General features: G+C 34.1%; 14 protein-coding genes. 4 read left to right on the forward strand and 10 right to left on the reverse strand.

What is annotated here, in order from left to right; genetic code table 11:
* Window positions 1-34: 34 nt before the first annotated feature.
* The 4 genes from ACP7AQ_RS03475 to ACP7AQ_RS03490 form a co-directional block, all read right to left on the reverse strand.
* Window positions 35-1,081 (reverse strand): agmatine deiminase family protein, encoded by a 1,047-nt coding sequence (locus ACP7AQ_RS03475; protein ID WP_426094421.1) that lies wholly within the window; start codon window positions 1,079-1,081, stop codon window positions 35-37.
* On the reverse strand, window positions 1,081-1,968 hold the full coding sequence (locus ACP7AQ_RS03480; RefSeq protein ID WP_426094422.1) for a carbon-nitrogen hydrolase: 888 nt from the start codon (window positions 1,966-1,968) through the stop codon (window positions 1,081-1,083). The genes ACP7AQ_RS03475 and ACP7AQ_RS03480 overlap by 1 nt, the downstream gene beginning before the upstream one ends.
* Before the next feature lie 524 nt (window positions 1,969-2,492).
* Complete coding sequence (locus ACP7AQ_RS03485; protein ID WP_426094423.1) at window positions 2,493-2,693, reverse strand: hypothetical protein; 201 nt, start codon at window positions 2,691-2,693, stop codon at window positions 2,493-2,495.
* A 484-nt stretch (window positions 2,694-3,177) separates the two neighbouring features.
* The gene (locus ACP7AQ_RS03490) at window positions 3,178-3,687 is read right to left on the reverse strand and encodes a GNAT family N-acetyltransferase (protein ID WP_426094424.1); all 510 of its coding nucleotides are present in this window, start codon (window positions 3,685-3,687) and stop codon (window positions 3,178-3,180) included.
* 223 nt (window positions 3,688-3,910) lie between these two features.
* On the opposite strand from ACP7AQ_RS03490, the gene ACP7AQ_RS03495 reads away from it, so the two are divergent.
* Window positions 3,911-4,450 (forward strand): YSC84-related protein, encoded by a 540-nt coding sequence (locus tag ACP7AQ_RS03495; protein ID WP_426094425.1) that lies wholly within the window; start codon window positions 3,911-3,913, stop codon window positions 4,448-4,450.
* A gap of 58 nt (window positions 4,451-4,508) precedes the next feature.
* On the opposite strand, the gene ACP7AQ_RS03500 is transcribed toward ACP7AQ_RS03495, so the two are convergent.
* A complete protein-coding gene (locus tag ACP7AQ_RS03500; protein ID WP_426094426.1) occupies window positions 4,509-4,994 on the reverse strand; it encodes a hypothetical protein in 486 nt (161 codons plus the stop codon).
* 182 nt (window positions 4,995-5,176) lie between these two features.
* The gene (locus tag ACP7AQ_RS03505) at window positions 5,177-7,387 is read right to left on the reverse strand and encodes an AAA family ATPase (protein ID WP_426094427.1); all 2,211 of its coding nucleotides are present in this window, start codon (window positions 7,385-7,387) and stop codon (window positions 5,177-5,179) included.
* A gap of 348 nt (window positions 7,388-7,735) precedes the next feature.
* Here ACP7AQ_RS03505 and ACP7AQ_RS03510 point away from each other — a divergent pair, with 348 nt between their 5' ends.
* On the forward strand, window positions 7,736-8,644 hold the full coding sequence (locus ACP7AQ_RS03510; RefSeq protein WP_426094428.1) for an SH3 domain-containing protein: 909 nt from the start codon (window positions 7,736-7,738) through the stop codon (window positions 8,642-8,644).
* A 111-nt stretch (window positions 8,645-8,755) separates the two neighbouring features.
* Here ACP7AQ_RS03510 and ACP7AQ_RS03515 read toward each other — a convergent pair whose 3' ends face one another.
* The 4 genes from ACP7AQ_RS03515 to thrA form a co-directional block, all read right to left on the reverse strand.
* The gene (locus ACP7AQ_RS03515) at window positions 8,756-10,165 is read right to left on the reverse strand and encodes a hypothetical protein (RefSeq protein WP_426094429.1); all 1,410 of its coding nucleotides are present in this window, start codon (window positions 10,163-10,165) and stop codon (window positions 8,756-8,758) included.
* Between the two features lie 464 nt (window positions 10,166-10,629).
* Entirely contained in the window at window positions 10,630-11,919 is a 1,290-nt protein-coding gene (gene thrC / locus ACP7AQ_RS03520) for a threonine synthase (RefSeq protein ID WP_426094430.1), read from the reverse strand.
* Window positions 11,920-12,047: 128 nt separating this feature from the next.
* Complete coding sequence (locus tag ACP7AQ_RS03525) at window positions 12,048-12,974, reverse strand: homoserine kinase (RefSeq protein WP_426094431.1); 927 nt, start codon at window positions 12,972-12,974, stop codon at window positions 12,048-12,050.
* Window positions 12,975-13,081: 107 nt separating this feature from the next.
* Window positions 13,082-15,529 (reverse strand): bifunctional aspartate kinase/homoserine dehydrogenase I, encoded by a 2,448-nt coding sequence (gene thrA / locus ACP7AQ_RS03530; protein WP_426094432.1) that lies wholly within the window; start codon window positions 15,527-15,529, stop codon window positions 13,082-13,084.
* A 727-nt stretch (window positions 15,530-16,256) separates the two neighbouring features.
* Between thrA and hutH the strand changes: the two genes are divergently transcribed.
* Window positions 16,257-17,771: a histidine ammonia-lyase gene (gene hutH / locus ACP7AQ_RS03535; protein WP_426094433.1), complete on the forward strand. Its 1,515-nt coding sequence runs from the start codon at window positions 16,257-16,259 to the stop codon at window positions 17,769-17,771.
* A 49-nt stretch (window positions 17,772-17,820) separates the two neighbouring features.
* Complete coding sequence (locus tag ACP7AQ_RS03540; RefSeq protein WP_426063211.1) at window positions 17,821-18,465, forward strand: DUF47 domain-containing protein; 645 nt, start codon at window positions 17,821-17,823, stop codon at window positions 18,463-18,465.
* The last annotated feature ends 19 nt before the right edge of the window (window positions 18,466-18,484 follow it).

An 18,484-nucleotide genomic window follows, 5' to 3' on the forward strand; every position in this document is an offset into this window, starting at 1 on the left:
TCTACAAGTCTTTTTTATTTTCTTTATTTTAAATCTATTCCGGAATTTGCTGACTCAAGCAGTGCAACGTTCCAAAACCCCATATAAAATCAGTTGCACTAATTCCGATGATTTCTCTATCAGGAAAACATTCTGAAAGGATATTCAGCGCTTTTCTATCATTACTGTCGTTAAAAGTTGGAACAAGAACACAATTGTTCAAAATTAGGAAATTAGCATAACTGGCGGGTAATCTTAAGCCATCAAATTCCAAACGTTTTGGCATTGGTAAAACCACAATTACAGGTGATTTTCCATTTTCCAGTTTGGCGTTTTGCAATCGTTTTAAATTTTCTTGTAAAGGTTTGTAGTTATTATCGGTTGGATCTGTTTCCACAATAGTCACAATCGTATCCTCGTTGACAAATCTGCATAAATCATCAATATGTCCGTGCGTATCATCGCCTTCAATTCCGTCGCCCAGCCAAATCACATTTGTAATTCCAAGGTATTCTTTGAAAACGGCTTCGTAATCAGCTTTGGTGAAATTTGGATTCCGAACCTGAATATCAGGGTGCATTAAGCATTCTTCTGACGTCAGTAAAGTACCACGGCCATTAGTGTCAATCGCGCCACCTTCAACAATTACCGGTTTTCCTTTGTACATCACTTGAGTCACAGGAATATGGAGAAATTCGCCCACTTTCGCAGGAACAAATTTGTCCAGCTGAATGTTTTTATACTTAGCCCAACCATTAAAATTAAAGTTTAAAGCTTCTCTTTCGGTTCCATTTTTCACAACAATTGGACCCGAATCACGCATCCAACTTCTATTGGTTTTATGAATGATGTACGAAACATTAGTTAGTTCCACATGAGCTGTTTCCAGCATGGTATTAACTTTTTCTTTTTGGTTTTCATCCGCAACTACCAAAAAGACTTGTTCGAAAGTAGCCACTTTTTTAATGAATTCTACAAAAGCCCATTGAACCGCTTCATATTTTCCTGGCCAATCCTTGCCGTTGTGCGGAAAACAAAGTAAAATTCCTTCTTGCTTTTCCCACTCAGCAGGGAATCTTCTGTTGTTACTCGTTTTCATCATTAGTCAATTGCTCTTTTTGTGATATCACCAAAAGCGTCTATTCTTCTGTCTCTAAAGAAAGGCCAGTTCTGACGCACATTTTCTTGTAAGTCTAAATCTACTTCGGCAATCAAGATTTCTTCTTGATCGTGTGAGGCTTGCGCCAAAATTTCGCCTTGTGGTCCCGCAATAAACGAAGATCCCCAAAACTGAATTCCCGCCGTATCAGGCAAGTATTGTTCTAAACCAATCCTGTTTGCTGCTGCCACATAAACACCATTTGCAACGGCGTGACCTTTCATTACACTCATCCAAGCACCATGTTGGTTTACTCCATATTCCTCTTTTTCACCTGGGTGCCAGCCAATTGCTGTGGGGTAAAACAACACTTCTGCACCCTGCAAAGCAGTTAATCGAGCGGCTTCCGGATACCATTGATCCCAACAAATCAGCGTTCCAACCTTTCCTTTTTTCGTTGGAATCGTTTTAAAGCCCAAATCACCGGGGGTAAAATAAAATTTTTCATAAAAATGGGGATCATCTGGGATGTGCATTTTACGATACAATCCTGCTTCGGAACCATCAGTATCAATGATGTACGCACTGTTGTGATAGATTCCCGCCATTCTTTTTTCGAAGAAAGGAACAATAATAACCACGCCTAATTCTTTTGCCAAAGCGCTAAAAGCAATAAACGAAGTGCTGTATAATGGTTCTGCCAAAGCAAAATTATCTACATCTTCGCTTTGACAAAAATAATGACTGCTGTATAATTCCGGTAATGAAATCACCTCGGCACCAAGGTTTGCGGCATCACGAACCCAACTTAAACATTTTATTAGGTTGTTTTCAGCAATATCATTAAGGTTTAATTGAATGACCGCTATTTTGTATTTCTTGTTTGGCATGACTAAAATTTTAGACTGCAAAAATAGTGAATTTTATAAAGAGTAGAAAATAGGGATTCTGTGTTTTTCAAAAAGTATGTGAATATACAGTTGTTCAGGTACAAACTAAATTTTTATGGGTTATAATTTCCATTATTCAGTCTACTGCTGTTTATTATCTTACTATAAAATATCTCTTACTTAATAGAAATAAGTAACTTTAAATCAATCATATAATTTTTTAAGTTAATTACATTGGAGTCGATTTTAAGGCTTTATATTTATTTTTTAGAGAAAAAATTTAGGATGTCGCCGCAATCCCTTTATTTAGCGACCCGAAAAAACTTAGATATTTTCATCTCCTCATCAAAGATTTTTAAATTTGTATTTTCTGGAAATAACATTTTAAGTTGCTAAAAACAAGCGGTATTGCCTTGTATAAAGCCCATTTCAATCACGGTTGCTATTTCTTTTTATTTGAAAAAAAACATTTTGAATTCTACTGAAATATCCGATGCTGTGGCAGTAAAAACAATAATTCATTGTTAAACCTGCAACGAAGAATTAACGTTTCCTTCTTCATCACCAAAACTGTCTTTAATTTCAAAACTCAAATGCGGCGTAACAGCTGTGTAGCCCATGCGTACCCAATATTTTTCATTTTGAAGTTCTACTTTAGCGCACAAACAGTGACCGCCAACAGAAAAGTGAATCGTTTTTGTTTCAGTTTTCCAAGGTTTTGTCACTCATCATTGTTTTAACAATTCACTTTCCGTGCAGCCACGCTAAACTTCTTCAAGCGGGGCGCTAAATGTTCTGGAAACTAGAATTGATTTTTCTTCTAAATCTTTTACAACGCGTTTTTTGGGAGTACTTGCCATTTTATTTTGATTTAAGAATAATACTTCTAATGGATTGATTCAAAATTTATTACTGTTCATTCGGATTGAACAATCAACAATAAAGGTTAATTTATTTTTACCCAAACAAACATTTGATTCATGTACCAATTGGATTAACTATTGAAAGCCTCCTTTTTGCTGTAAAGCACTATATCTTAATAGAAAAAATGATGTACAATGATTTTAGTGTACCGTGGGAACGCTACGAAAAGATGAATGTTGCGCACGTTCGGCACAGTAACAAATTTCATATCTAATAGCTGTCGATATTTGGTACTTCTGGGCACATTCCAATCCTTAATTCAAATAAAAAATTAATCAGTAATAATTATCCAATCCTTTTTTCCATAACAATAAATTCCAAAGGTTCTTCCGTAATTGGAATATGAACATCACTTGCCGGGAACGGTTCTTTTGCGCCCGTATCCTTATAACCGTTGCGTTTGTACCAAGCAATCAGTTCCTTACGAACAGAAATTACAGTCATTACAATTTTTGGCAATCCCAATTCCGAAGCATGAATTTCTGCCTGCTGCAGTAATTTTTTTCCAACACCACTATTTTGTAATTCGGGTGAAACTGTCAGCATCCCTAAATACAATTCCTGCTCTTTTTCGACCAATAAAACACAACCTATAATCTGGTTATTTTCCGTAAATTTTAGAATCGTATTTTTATGGTTTTGAATCATTTCAGTCAGTTCCTCTTCAGTAGTTCTGAGTCCTTCCAAAATATTTGCTTCAGTTGTCCATCCTTTTTTAGAGGATTCCCCGCGGTACGCTGAATTGATTAATTTATTTAATTGCGAAACGTTCTCTAGTGTTGCTTTTGTGATCATCCGTAGTAGTCTTGTGTTTTTGTATTTTTCAAAGGTAAAAATAAGGTTTATACAATTGCATCAAGCTGTGGATTCTCTTTTTTGCACAAGTTTTATTACGCTACAATTAATTTCCAAAATATCAACATTAAAATATTGATAATCAATATTTTGTATTTTTAAGTAAAGATTTTTTTTTATCTTTGAGTAAAGAAACGGAGCAAACAATTTAAAAGTTATAATTATGAAAAATCTAAATAGTATTTGGTTAATAATAATGGTTTGTGTTTTAAACACAGCATTAATATTTGGGCAAACGACCACTAAAAAGAATAAAATTATTGCTGATAGCGAAACCGCAAAGAAAGAATTTATCAAAAGTGATCCGTTGATGAAAGCACTTTTTGATAAAGCATACGGCTATGTTATTTTTCCTAATGTGGGCAAAGGAGGATTTGGTATTGGAGGAGCAGCGGGCAACGGTGTCGTTTATGAACAGAACAAGCGAGTGGGTATGGCCAAGCTGTCGCAAGTGAGCATAGGATTTCAAGCGGGCGGACAAGCGTATCGGGAAGTGATATTTTTTGAGTCCAAAAACGAAATGGACCGTTTTAAAGAAAGCCGATTCGAGTTTTCGGCACAAGCCTCAGCAGTTGCGGCAACTGAAGGCGCTTCCGCAAATGTAAAATACACCAATGGAGTGATGGTCTTTACCATGCAAAAGGGAGGACTCATGTACGAGGCATCAGTTGGCGGACAAAAATTTAAGTTTAATAAAATGTGATAAAAACCAAAACGGCTAAAAAAATTTTCTCAGCCGTTTTGGTTTTTTAGTGAGTAAATCATTTCTTTTTCTTTTCTAATACAATGTACTTTTTGAATACATATTTCCAAGGCATGAAGAGTATCGGTATGATAATTCCAGAGAACATATACGCCATTTCTTCGGCTGGTGAACCTTTTAGCGTGCCTGCGGACCATAAAGGATATGCGACAACAATAAGCCAAAGTCCTTTGTAAAAAATCATAAAAAGCATAATGGGTAACATACGCAACGTATGAAATACTCCTAAAAGTGCCAATGTTGAATAAGCAGCCAAAGTACACCAAGCAACAGCTTTTATGGGGTCCCATGCACCTTCATGGGTAAGAATAAACGTCCAGGAATCTGTGGCAACAAAAACAAACATTAAGGCGAAAAACAGCCGCATCACATAAATATTGATTCTGCGAACCCCTTCGTAGTTTTCGTAGTCCGGAACAAAAATGTTTTTGATGCTGAACTTTGATGACTTTTGCTGTTGTGACGCTTGTTCAGTTGTGTTCATATTTTTTCCGGTTGGTTTTTATTGTAGAGGCAAGGTATAAAAAAAGCTACATCCTTTTAAGTCAGTACCTTGTTTTGTTTTTTATCTCATTGTTGTGCGATGTCTTTGTGGGCACGGGCAGCATTTTCTAGCTATCCAAGTCAGAGAAATTATGAATATCTGAGCGACTGAGTATCTTCTTGTTAAATGTCTTCTGAAATTTCCATCATCATATTGTAATGTCCAGCGTTTTCAGTGTGCCTAAAAATCTCTTTAAAAACCTCCAAATATTTAGCAATTGTACCGTCTGGTGATTCTATAAATAAGTCGTCAGGCATTGTGTGAGAACCTTCATTTGTCCAACTCATTAATGATCTACATATTTCTTTTTCTTCTTTTGAAGTAAATTGACCTATTAAAAAATCATCTCTACGGTTTCCTAAAATACTGAAATAATTCTCAATTATTCTTCTCATTGTATTTTGAATTGTTATTCCAGAATTTTTCTCCCATTCTTTTATTTCTCTCCATAATAATTCATAAGAAGATTGGATTGGATTTTTTTCTAAATACGGTTGAATACTTGAATGTTTGTAGTTTTTTCGGAGTATCCAAAAACTTGCTTTTTCTCCTTTTCTATACGAACTGTCAACATAAGAAACCTCTTTGTGAAAATATACATTGTGCGTCAAAAGAATAATTTGTCTGATATTGCCAATATCAATTCTTACTTCTTTGATTATTTCTTTTATTAGAGTGCTTACCAAAAATAAAACATTACTGTCTAAACTTGAAATTGGATCATCTATAACTAAAATTCTTTCGCTATTTACATCGTCTTCAGAACTTCCTCCTTTTGCTAATTGCAAATAATATAGAAAAGTAATAAATGTAATTTCGCCTTCACTTAATGTAGATTCTGCAACGGTTCCATCTTCTCTCTGGATTTGATAAAAGCCATTTTCTGTTGAAGGAACAATTTCAAAATTAAGAAACCCATACGATTTTAGTGTCGTGTTTATTTCGTCAATTGTTGGCTGAATACTAGTTACTTGCTTACTTAATGCTTTAATTTCTACATTTAAATTTTTATGTTCCTCTCGCTTAGTTTCAACTTCAATTTTTAATTTATCAATATATTTTTGAATTCCATCTGCTGATTTTAAAAATGTTTCAATATTTGTTTTATATTCTTCAATTACATATTTCCAAATTGATTTTGTCAATTTATTTTTTTCAACAGTAAAGTTGGTTACAATATCGTTGTGGTCAGTAATTGCTTTATTTGCGTCTGTTATTAATTCTGAAATTAAATCTAACTGTTCTCTTAAAGAAACCAATTCAACAGTTCTGCTTGGCTCTTTGTTTTTGTTATTTAATAACTCTTTATCTGTAGCAACTTGACTGATTAATGTTTTGAGATATGCTGCATATTTATCGTTATTGAGTTTCGATTTTGAAAAATCTTTTTGATAGGTCTCAATATTATTCAATTCGTTAATTATATTATCAATCAATAAATTATATTCTTCTTTTAATGATTTCATTGCATTTAAATCTCCGAGATAGGTTTCGTCAAAATAATTTTCTAATTGTTTTTTGAAATCTTTAGTAATGGTTTCTTGTTGACAAAACGGGCAAGTAGCATCTTCTTGAATGTAATTTCTACCTTGGTTTACCCAATCATTTAGGTTTAGTTTTTGAATGAGTTTTGCAATATCCACATCAGCTTTACCAACAATTATTTTTTTCCAAATAGAATTATCTTCTATTTCGATAATTCTGTCGAAAGTAAAAGTATTTATTGGTGTAATATTTTGAGGAACTTCTCCGAAAATAGTTTTTGCTTTTTCTTTTAAATCTTCAATGGTTTGAACTGCTGAAGTATTATTCGTATATTCTTGTAGCAATTTGTTTTTAAAAAGTTCAGATCTTTGTGAACCCACAAAAGCCTCTTTGAAATCTTTTTCATGTTTTTTGTAAACGTTTGTCCAAGTATTATCTTTAAATTTAGTTTCTAAATTTAATTTGTTTTCTCCTTGCTTAATTACAGTTTCTTTCTTTAAAGTAAAATCAGCTTTTATAACTTTTAATTCTTCATTTTTTATTCTTATTATTTCAATTTCTTCGGTAGTTGCTTCGCCAAGTGTGAAAATGCCATTCATTTTACCATTGCCAAAATTATGTTCTCTAAATTGTTTATTATATACCAAGGTTTTTAGAGATTGCTCATTTTTCCAACTCACATTGCAAGTTCTAAAATCATTATTATCCGTATTAATCAAAAAATTTGATATGGTAGTTTTGCCACAACCGTTTGCTCCATAAATAAAATTTACTTTCTTCAAACCGTTGATTTTAATTCCTACATCATCATATGATGCTACTGTTTTTATATTTATCGATTGAAGCATAGTCTTTTATATTCTACCAAACTTAATGATTTTACTTACAGAAAACTAATCTATCAATAAAAAGAATATAGAATTGATTTACATAAAAAAAACCGACTGAAAATTACTCCTCAGTCGGTTTTTTTTATGTATGCGCTACTACGCCAAAATCACTTTCAATTCTTTCTAAACCTTCAATTTTTACGTTCCCTTTTTCTTCATACCAAATAGTATTCCTTATTGCTATTTAGTGCTGTTGTTTTTTAGAATTAGTTCAAAATAAATCTAAAAAATAATGGTTTACTGTGATGCTTTCTTGGTTGTTTTTAGTATTTTGGCAGTAGAATCATTTATAATTAACTGATTAGTATGAAATATAGAGTCGCTACTCCGTCATTAAATCTAAGAGATTATCCGGCAACCCAGGATAATTCCAAAATTTTAATACAAATACCTTTTAGACATACCGTTAAATTAATTGAAAAAACAGCATCAGATTGGTGGAAAGTAAAGCTTTTAAACACTGAAAAAGAGGGGTTTGTGTTTTCAAAAGACATCGAGCTTGTCGATGAAACGAATCAAAAAAGTATGGATATCGAAGTACCCAATTTTGAGCCGGATGCTAAAGCAAGTCTGGACAGTAAAGAGGAAACATACAAACCTATTGGTGATCCTTCAATTCCGTTTAGAGATTTAGCAAGTCTGGACTCTAAACTGACATCAATTCGTAAGATAATTACTGCGCTAAATGTTTCAAAAAGTTTCCGGTATCAGAAAGACGCATTGGATACCTATTGTAATATTTATACTTTTGATTATTGTTTTTTTGCCAAGGTCTATATCCCCAGATTGAGATGGACTGATAAAGCAATCGAGCAACTGGAGAAAGGGAACGAAGTAGTATTGGTTTTTGATGAAACGGTAAGGCCTTTTTATTCCAATTATATCTACGATTGGTTTTTGCAATCGGGAAGTGAGTTTGGTTGGGAAAGAATCGATGATGTTGATGAACTTCAAAAGAAAGTAAATGCCAATGGAGGAGTAGGAATCATCTGTGCCAAAAGATTTATCCTGAATAAATCAGGACATATTGTAGTGGTTGTTCCGGAAACGGATACAGATAAAGCTTTTAGGAAAGACGGCAAAGTCATTTATCCGTTGCAATCGCAAGCAGGAGCGGATAATTACAATTATTTTTCAGAAATCAGAAAAGATTGGTGGGACAATAAAGATCCGGAAAAAGGATATGCGGCTGCTATCTTTTATTATCATGATTAGTTTTAAAAAAAATTGTATAAATAAATACCCTTCTTGCGGGCTTACTGTCAGCGAGAAGGGTAATTATGTAAAGCTTATTCTAAAAAGACACCTTGCATTTGTGATGCATGCTTATTTTTTAATTAGTAAAGAACTACAAAAGCCTTTTTCGTAATAGGTAGCGTGTAAACTGCTGAATATTTGATCGTAAATTTCTAAAGGATCATTCGATTCTATCGTAATAGACAATATGTTTTCTAAAAGACCGATGAATTTTGATGGTACATGCGTTTCTTTGCCGTGGATAATAGATTCGTAGACAAAGTTATTCCATTCCAAATCGCAAATAGGATTTTCGATTTCGTTTAACAAGGCATGATCCATAATAAAAACAAGAAAATTCAAAACCTCTTGTAAGTGCTTTTCATCGAAATAATCAAATATTCGAAATTCAATACCATGATTTTTGTGCTTGTGAAAATTGATGTCTAGCCCAATTTTATCAATTTTTTCATAATCCGATATTTCAGAATAACGATTTACCCACCACAGCGGATTATCATGCATCGGATGTTCGTCAAAATTCATCTGGACGATTTTCCCTGTTTTCATCACATTGGTGTCATAAGTTCCTACCCCAATGTATCTCGACATGGCACATCGTTGTGATGCTTTTGTTAAATTGACGCTACTGTCATTGTGCGATAAATAATCAGAAGAACCGAATTTTATCATAAATAATGGACTCAACCATTGGAATAATCGAATTGCTCTCTGGTGTTTTTTTATAAAACCTATTTTGTCTTTAATTTCACCATCTTTATTTAACTCAGTAGGAATAGTTAAATTGAAGTGATAGGTCATATTATTAAAAACAGAATAATTAGTGTTGTTTGAAATAAATATCGCAAAAGGATGGTTTGTAGAACATATTTTTATGGCGCCATATTCCGCAAATATTTTATCTTTATCAAAGGCGCTTTGTAAGTTGTTTATGAAACCTTGCTTTATTGTTGCCAGTTCAGCAATGGCCGAATCAATATCTGTTTTGTAAAATTTTTGCGTAACAAATTCAACTGTGTCACCGTCAAAAATGAATTCTTTTTGAAGCTCGTCTATAAAATAAGGATTGTTTTTTTGTAATATTTCAAAGATACTTTCCCCTAAATATTCAGGATTTGGTTCATTATCTATGGGATCAAAAGTCTTATGCTGGTTGTTGATGTCCGTTTTTGTAAACGAATGGGAGTTCATCAGTACAGGCAAATAATATTCTTTATCGGATAATATTTTTAGTAATGAATTCTGGTAAATGTTTTCTTTGTAATTCTTAAAGTGATTAACACTATACTTTTCATGAAGTCCTTTAGTCAGTAAAAAATCTTTGTCAACCACACGGTGGTTTTCAAACTCTAAATAACATTCATTTTCGATTCCCACGCCCCAATACAAATCATTTGACTTATATTGATTCCTATAATCTTTGTGCTTATCCAATAATTCAATTTCAAAACTTACAGCATTCATGCTATGATCCGTCATAAACTTTTTTCTCCTTCTTTTAATAAATTATGTTGATATGGGATGCTACTTTATCAGGTAGTTTTTTTGAAGTATTTTTAATCTGCTGATTTTAAGTTAAGATTTAAACAGCTTCTCAAATACTTAGTTGTTTTTTTGATGCGGTTCAGGTGTATTTTTTCGCTTGCAAAAGACCTGATAGAGACAACTCAATTTTTTTGCAAATTTACGTTTAATTTAAATCATATTCAAGCTATTTTTTCAAATCTGGAATTTTATTTTTTTGTGGTAGAAAGTATTGTTTTGCTTCACTGTAAAATACTCATAATTATACATTTAAAAGGGAAGTGTAAAATGCGTAAAATTGTTTTTTTGTTCCAAAATAAAAGTTTACGACCACTTTATAACTAGACTTATTTAGACACAAAAAAAAAACGATTAATATTGGATTTTCAGTCGTTTTCTATTTGTTAAAACAGGTATTTTTATCCCAAAAAAGCTTTCAATTCCTCATACGTTTTAATTTTTAAGCTCACTTTTTCCTTTCCCAAGACGCTTTCAATTTGTGTAGGAATCGGCAGTTTTACCTTTAATGTTGGTTCGACGGTGTCTAAAAACTTAATTGGGTGAGCAGTTTCTAAGAAAATACCAATCGCATTTGGGTGATTTTCTAATTCTTTTTTCAATCCCAAATAACCAACTGCTCCGTGCGGTTCTGCAATGTAACTGTCAATATTGTAAATGGTTTTCATGGCTTCAATCGTTTCTGCATCAGAGAACGTAAACGAAGAAAAATCTTTTTTGAGTTGTTCCAAATCATTTTGGTACATTTCCTGAATTCGGATAAAATTACTTGGATTCCCCACATCCATCGCATTCGAAATTGTAGCTTTGGAAGGTTTTGGATCATAAATTCCGTTTTCTAGAAATCGGGGGACCGTATCATTTACGTTCGTAGCCGCTACAAAATGTTCAATTGGCAATCCCATCTTTTTTGCAATAATACCCGCGCAAATATTTCCGAAATTCCCACTTGGGCATGAGAAAACTAACGGTTTGTTTTGTTTCTTCAATATTTTATACGCAAAAAAGAAGTAAAACATTTGTGGCAACCAACGCGCAATATTTATCGAATTTGCTGAAGTCAGGTTTTTATGCTTTAGACTTTCGTCCAAGAATGCTTTTTTGACCATATCCTGACAATCATCAAAAACGCCATCTACTTCAAGCGCTTTTATATTCTGTCCCAAAGTGGTCAATTGTCGTTCCTGAATATCGCTCACTTTTCCAGATGGATAAAGTATAATCACTTCTACACCTTTTACGCCAAGAAAACCACTGGCCACAGCACCGCCAGTATCGCCCGAAGTCGCTACAAGAACCGTATTTTTGCTGTCTTTGTTGTCTTTATTGAAATAACCCAAACAACGCGACATGAATCTGGCGCCTACATCTTTGAAAGCCATCGTCGGGCCGTGAAACAATTCAAGGGAATAAACACCTTTCTCCACTTCTATTACAGGAAAATCAAAACACAACGTTTCGGCAATGATCTGTTTTAAAGTAGCTCTTGGGATTTCGTCGCCCACAAATTGTTGAATCGCTTCAAAAGCAATTTCTTCATTGCTCATATTTTCTATAGTTTCAAAAAAAGCAGGAGCTAAAGGAGTTATTACCTCTGGAAAATACAATCCTTTATCGGTTGCCAATCCCTGAATTACGGCTTCTTGAAAAGAAACTTTGGGTGCGTTATGGTTTAAACTGTAATATTTCATTGTGTGTAGTAATTGTAGAATCCGCATCCCAACCCTCTCCACAAGGAAGGGAAACGAAACTGGATTTAGAATGTATTTATTGTAATTTTAAAATCGCTGCGTTTTTTCTTTTATTCCCTTTTCGGGGGTTAGGGGGCTATTATTTTCATTCCTTCATCATTCACCTTAGAAACGTGAATTTCATACGGTAAATTTATTTCGTCGTACACGGCACTCATGGCTTTTGCGATTTTATCAGCAGTTTCCTTTCCTTTGCTTAAAGCAAAAATAGAGGGACCTGAACCCGAAATCCCAGAACCCAAAGCTCCGTTTTCTAAAGCAGTTTGCTTGATTAGATCAAATCCGGGAATCAAAACACTTCGCAACGGTTCCACGATTTCGTCATGCAGAGAACGCCCGATTAAGTCATAATCTTTGGAGTACAATCCGGCAATCAGTCCGCCCACATTTCCCCATTGTATAATAGCACTTTTCAAGGAAACCGTTTGCTTCAATACCGAACGCGCATCCGCAGTTTTCAATTCAATTTGCGGATGAACCACGGTGGCATACAATTCAGATGGGCTTTCAATTTTTATGATATCTAATGGATTATAACTTCTTACTAACGTAAAGCCTCCCAACAGGGCAGGAGCGACGTTATCGGCATGGGCGTTTCCACTGGCTAGTTTTTCGCCTTGCATGGCAAACTGCACCAACTCTTTTCTTGTAAATGGACGTCCCAATAGCTCATTGATTCCAAAAACAGCGCCAGCTGAACTTGCGGCGCTACTCCCAATTCCACTTCCGGCTTTGATGTGTTTGTAGATTTCGATTTCAAAACCAAATTCCGTTTCAATGGCTTCCAACATCGCTAAAGCAGATACACCAGCTACATTTTTTTCAGTTTGCAAAGGCAAGTCGGCACCCACAATTTTAGTGATGCGAATCCCTTTTATATTTGATTTTCGAATAATCATTTCGTCACCCGCAGTTTCTAAACACAGTCCGAGGACATCAAATCCGCAGGAAAGATTGGCTATCGTAGCAGGACAAAATATTTTTATTTCATTCATAATAGTAGTCTTAAAGTCTAAAGTCATAAAGTGGTAAAGTCGTAGAAATGAAAATAAAATCAAGTTGCTATCTTTCAAACTTTACGACATTTGACCTTACGACATATTTATAGGTTTCCAATTCTGATTACATCAGCAAATATTCCTGAAGCCGTTACCGCAGCTCCCGCACCAGCGCCTTTTATTAATAAAGGTTGGTCCACATAACGGTCCGTAAAGAATAATACTATATTGTCTTTTCCTTCCAGATTGTAAAAAGGATGGTCTTTCGGAATAAATCTTAAACCAACATTTGCTTTTCCGTTTTCGAATTGCGCGACGTATTTTAGTCTGGATTCTTTGCTTAACGCTTCTTTATAGATAGTTTTAAAATGTGCCGCATGAGTTTTCAGAGATTCGAAGAAATCTTCATTTGAAGTAGTACCCAAACATTCTGCAGGCATAAAAGATTCATTGACAATTTCATCGATTTCCATTTTGTAACCACTTTCTCTAATCAGGATCAATATCTTTCTGGCAACGTCAATTCCGCTCAAATCAATCTTAGGATCCGGTTCTGTAAATCCTTGTACACCTGCTTCTTTTACGACATCATAAAAAGTATTGTTTTCGTCAAAATTATTAAAGATAAAGTTCAAACTTCCTGATAAAACCGCTTGAATTTTATTTACTTTATCTCCAGAAGCAATCAGATTTTTTACGGTATCAATAATTGGTAATCCAGCACCAACATTGGTTTCAAATAGGAACGGAGCGTTAAATTGTCTGGATAATTTTTTTAATTTTTTATAATTATCGTACTCCGAAGCACAAGCAATTTTGTTACAAGTTACTACAGCAATATTGCGTTTTAAATACTGTTCGTAGGTTTTAGATACACTTTCATTCGCCGTAATATCAACGAAAATGCTGTTGCGTAAATTGAGCTCTTTTACATTTGCAATGAACTTTTCTTTATCAGCTGGTTCTCCGGTTTCTAGTAAAAATTGCCATTCTTTTAAAGCGATTCCATCCTCATCAAAATACATTTTTCTGGAATTGGACAAAGCAATAACGCGTAGGTTTATTTTCAGATTGTGTTTAAGGAATTTTTTTTGTTGGTGAATTTGCTCGATGAATTTCTCCCCCACATTTCCAACGCCCATCACAAATAGGTTTAACTGTTTCGTATTTTCTTCAAAAAAGTTTTCGTGTAAAGTATTTAGTGCTTTCTTAACGTCTCTTTCATTGATAACCGCCGAAATATTTCTTTCGGATGCACCTTGAGCAATCGCTCTGATGTTGACGTTGTTTTTACCCAAAGTGCTAAACATTCTTCCACTTAAACCTTGATGATTTTTCATGTTTTCGCCAACCAAAGCAATGATACAAAGGTTTTTTTCAACAATGCATGGATCAATTTTGTTTTGTAAAATCTCTACTTCGAAAGCTTTGTTGATGGCATCTTCAGCCAAATCAGCATCAGAATTTAAAATTCCGATACAAATTGAATGCTCTGATGAAGCCTGAGTAATAAAAATCACATTGATATTTTCATGTGATAATACTTCAAAAAGCCTTTTGGATGAACCTGTAACGCCAATCATCCCGGGTCCTTCAAGTGTAATCAAAGTAATATTGTCAATATGGCTAATTCCTTTCACAGGATTGTTGTGACCCATTTCCTGATTTGAAATATAAGTTCCTTCGGCTTCCGGTTCGAAAGTATTTTTGATGAGAATTGGAATATTCCTTTTCAATACCGGTTGAATGGTTGGCGGGTATAAAACTTTGGCACCAAAATGCGACAACTCCATCGCTTCCTGATAGGAAATGAACGCGATAGGTTGTGCTTGTTTTACAATTTTTGGATTTGCAGTGTACATTCCGTTTACATCAGTCCAGATTTCTAAGTCATTTGCATCGAGAGCTCCGGCAAGAATAGCAGCTGTATAATCGGAACCACCACGACCTAGCGTAGTGTTTATGCCATCAAGTGATGCGGCAATAAATCCTGGCATTACAACCACTTGATTCTCATTCGAAGCAAAGAAATCAGCAATTAATTGGTTCGAAACTTCAAAATTTACGGTTGCTTTTCCGAAATGATTATCGGTTTTTATCAATTCGCGACTGTCTTTATAACCGCTATTTTTTAGATTTTGTTTTAAAGCTTCTGCTACAATGTAAGAAGACAATAATTCGCCAAAACTCAAAATAGTATCTGAAGTTCTGGGAGATAATTCGCCTAAAAGGTAACATCCGTCCAGTAAGGTTTCCAGATGATTGATGATTCTTTTGATGTGGCTCAAAAGACTGCTTTGTTCGCTAACGGGAATAAGTTCTTTTAAAGCATCTAGATGTTTTTTCTCAATATCGGCAAGAATATTTTTGAAGCTTTCGTCACCGGCAGCCGCTTTTTGGGAAGCAAGTTGAAGTAAATCAGTAACTTTGCTAAAAGCAGAAACCACAACGATTAATTTTTCCTCTCTAGCTTTATTACTAACAAGGGTTAAAACCAGTTTTATATTTTGTGCATTGGCAACCGAAGTTCCGCCAAATTTTAATACTTTCATAACGAAGTTATTTATTTTTTATGCACCTCTGAATCGCCATTTTCGTGATTAATAGAATGTGGGCGATGTATTGGTGTGTGTTGTTTTTTATGAAAAATGTAATGCTTATTATACATCCAAAGACTGCCTTTCTTTCGAAAAAAAATATAATAACATAGGATTATATGTAAAATGTTTACCCCAAAGGGGTGATTGTAGTTGTTGTAGTAAACGTAACATTAGCGCCAACCCAGATTTGAGTTGTTATAGAAGAGTGATATGTAGTTTTGTTGTTTACCATTTTAATATTTCAAAAATACGAATTTTTATAAAAGACAAATCATTCAATCATGTTTTTGCGAATATTTGAAAATAATAGATGCTATTCGAGGATTGTTAAATATTGTATGATTTGCGAAGGCGGTAATGGAGTTATTCGTATAAATCTTCAGATTTTTTGAATAATGTTCACGGTTGCAGCTTAATTTTATTAGAGATCGAGAATGCAAATCAGCCCTTGTTTTTTTAAAGTGATCAAATTTACTTTTCTCTAATACAAAAAAAGTTCACTTTTCATCATAAAGGGAGGATTATGTTACAATTATAAAATGCTGGATTGTAAGTCGCATAAGAATATTTGCATAAAATCAAATTTTTGGTTTTGTTTAACTGTAAGTTTAAATTATTGGCAATAAATGTTGTGTAATTATAAAGATTTATTCAATTTTACCTTTCAAACATCTTCAAAATGGACAATACGCATTATATTAGCAATCAATTACTTAGCCTGGAAACATTGACTGAAATTGTTTCGCATCATAAATTACTGGCTTTGTCAGATGAGGCGAAAATAAATATTCAAAAATGTCGCGATTATTTAGACAAAAAAATGGCTTCGCATTCGGATCCTATTTATGGGATAAATACAGGTTTTGGATCGCTTTGTAATGTGAAAATATCCAAGGAGAATTTATCAAAACTACAGGAAAATTTAGTAAAATCACATTCTTGCGGAACGGGGGAGGAAGTGCCAACCGAAATTGTAAAATTGATGTTGTTGCTCAAAATTCAATCGTTGAGTTATGGACATTCGGGAATTCAATTGCAAACGGTCGAGCGATTGATTGCACTTTATAATAATAATATTCTGCCGGTAATTTATACACAAGGTTCATTGGGAGCTTCAGGAGATTTAGCGCCTTTAGCACATTTATCATTACCGTTATTGGGAGAAGGCGATGTTTATTTTGATGGGAAAAAAGTGCATTCCAGCGAAGTTTTGAAACATTTTGATTGGGAACCGATTGTTTTGCAGTCAAAAGAAGGATTGGCTTTGTTGAATGGAACGCAATTTATGACTGCTTATGGCGTGCATATTTTGATGAAAGTGAGCAAATTTTCTTATTTGGCTGATTTGATAGGAACAATTTCACTTGAAGGTTTTGATGGGAGAATTGAACCTTACAACGAATTGATTCATTTTATCAGACCTCACAAAGGACAAATTGTAACAGCCAATCGCATAAAAGGATTTTTGGAAGGAAGTCAAATTATTGAACAGCCCAAAAATCATGTGCAGGATCCGTATTCGTTCCGATGCATGCCGCAAGTTCATGGCGCTTCTAAAGATGCGATTGATTATGTCAAAAAAGTATTCAAAATAGAAATCAATTCAGTAACAGATAATCCTAATATTTTTACAGAAAGCGACCAAATTATTTCCGGAGGGAATTTTCATGGGCAACCATTGGCTTTGGCTTTAGATTTTATGGCAATCGCTTTGGCCGAATTAGGAAGTATTTCGGAGCGAAGAACCTATCAATTGATTTCAGGAAATCGAAATCTTCCGGCATTTTTGGTGGATAATCCCGGTTTGAATTCTGGTTTGATGATTCCACAATACACTGCCGCCAGCATTGCCAGCCAAAACAAGCAACTGGCAACTCCCGCCAGTGTCGATAGCATTGTTTCCAGCAACGGACAGGAAGATCACGTCAGTATGGGCGCAAATGCCGCTACGAAAGCATTACGTGTTTTGGATAATCTGGAACGCATTTTAGCGATCGAGTTAATGAATGCTTCGCAAGCCATTGAATATCGAAGACCATTGCTATCAAGTGATTTTATTGAAATGTTTTTACAAGCGTATCGCGAAGAAGTACCTTTGATTAAAGAAGACCGAATTTTGCATTATGATATCGAAAAGACAGTTTCTTTTTTGAACACTTTTCAAATAGAAAATAATTTGTTAACAATAGCATAACATTAGCAGGTAATAATGAAGTAATTTTGCAAAACTAAATTTTAATGAAATGAACATAAATAATTTTTTCCAATTTTTGGTTCCTAAAGACAAAAAGTTCTTTCCACTTTTTGAAGAAGCGTCAAGTAATTTAATTGAAATTGCTACAAATTTGCATGAAGCTGTAAACCTTCCTCTAAAAGAGCGTGAAGTTCTTTTTCAGAAAATTGATGTTTTAGAGCAAAAAGGGGAGGATATAACGCGTCAAACCAACCTTGAGTTGAGTAGAAATTTTATTACTCCATTTGACAGAGAAGATATTTACTCATTAATAAGTTCGATAGACAACGTTGCCGGTAATCTTCATGGTGCAGCGAGTAGAATGCGATTGTACCAAGTGGATAAAATTACAAAATCTATCAGAAAACTGACCGAAATTAATCTTGAAGCTTGTCAGAACATTGATGTCGCGATAAGAGAATTGAGAGATTTGAAAAAAATGAAGAACATCACTGATGCTTGTCTTCGAATTAATAAGTTGGAAAATAAATCAGATAACGTTTATGATAAAGCAGTTCTTGATTTATTCGAAAATGAAACTGATGCTAAAAACATTATCAAATACAAAGAAGTGTTGTCAGTTTTAGAAACTGCAACGGATAAATGTAAAAGTGTAGCGAGTGTTTTAGAATCAATTTCTGTAAAACATTCTTAATTCAATCAGTTATATTCTG

Origin of the sequence: Flavobacterium sp. DSR2-3-3 (assembly GCF_049896585.1) — a bacterium.
In the GTDB taxonomy this organism is placed as follows: Bacteria; Bacteroidota; Bacteroidia; order Flavobacteriales; family Flavobacteriaceae; genus Flavobacterium.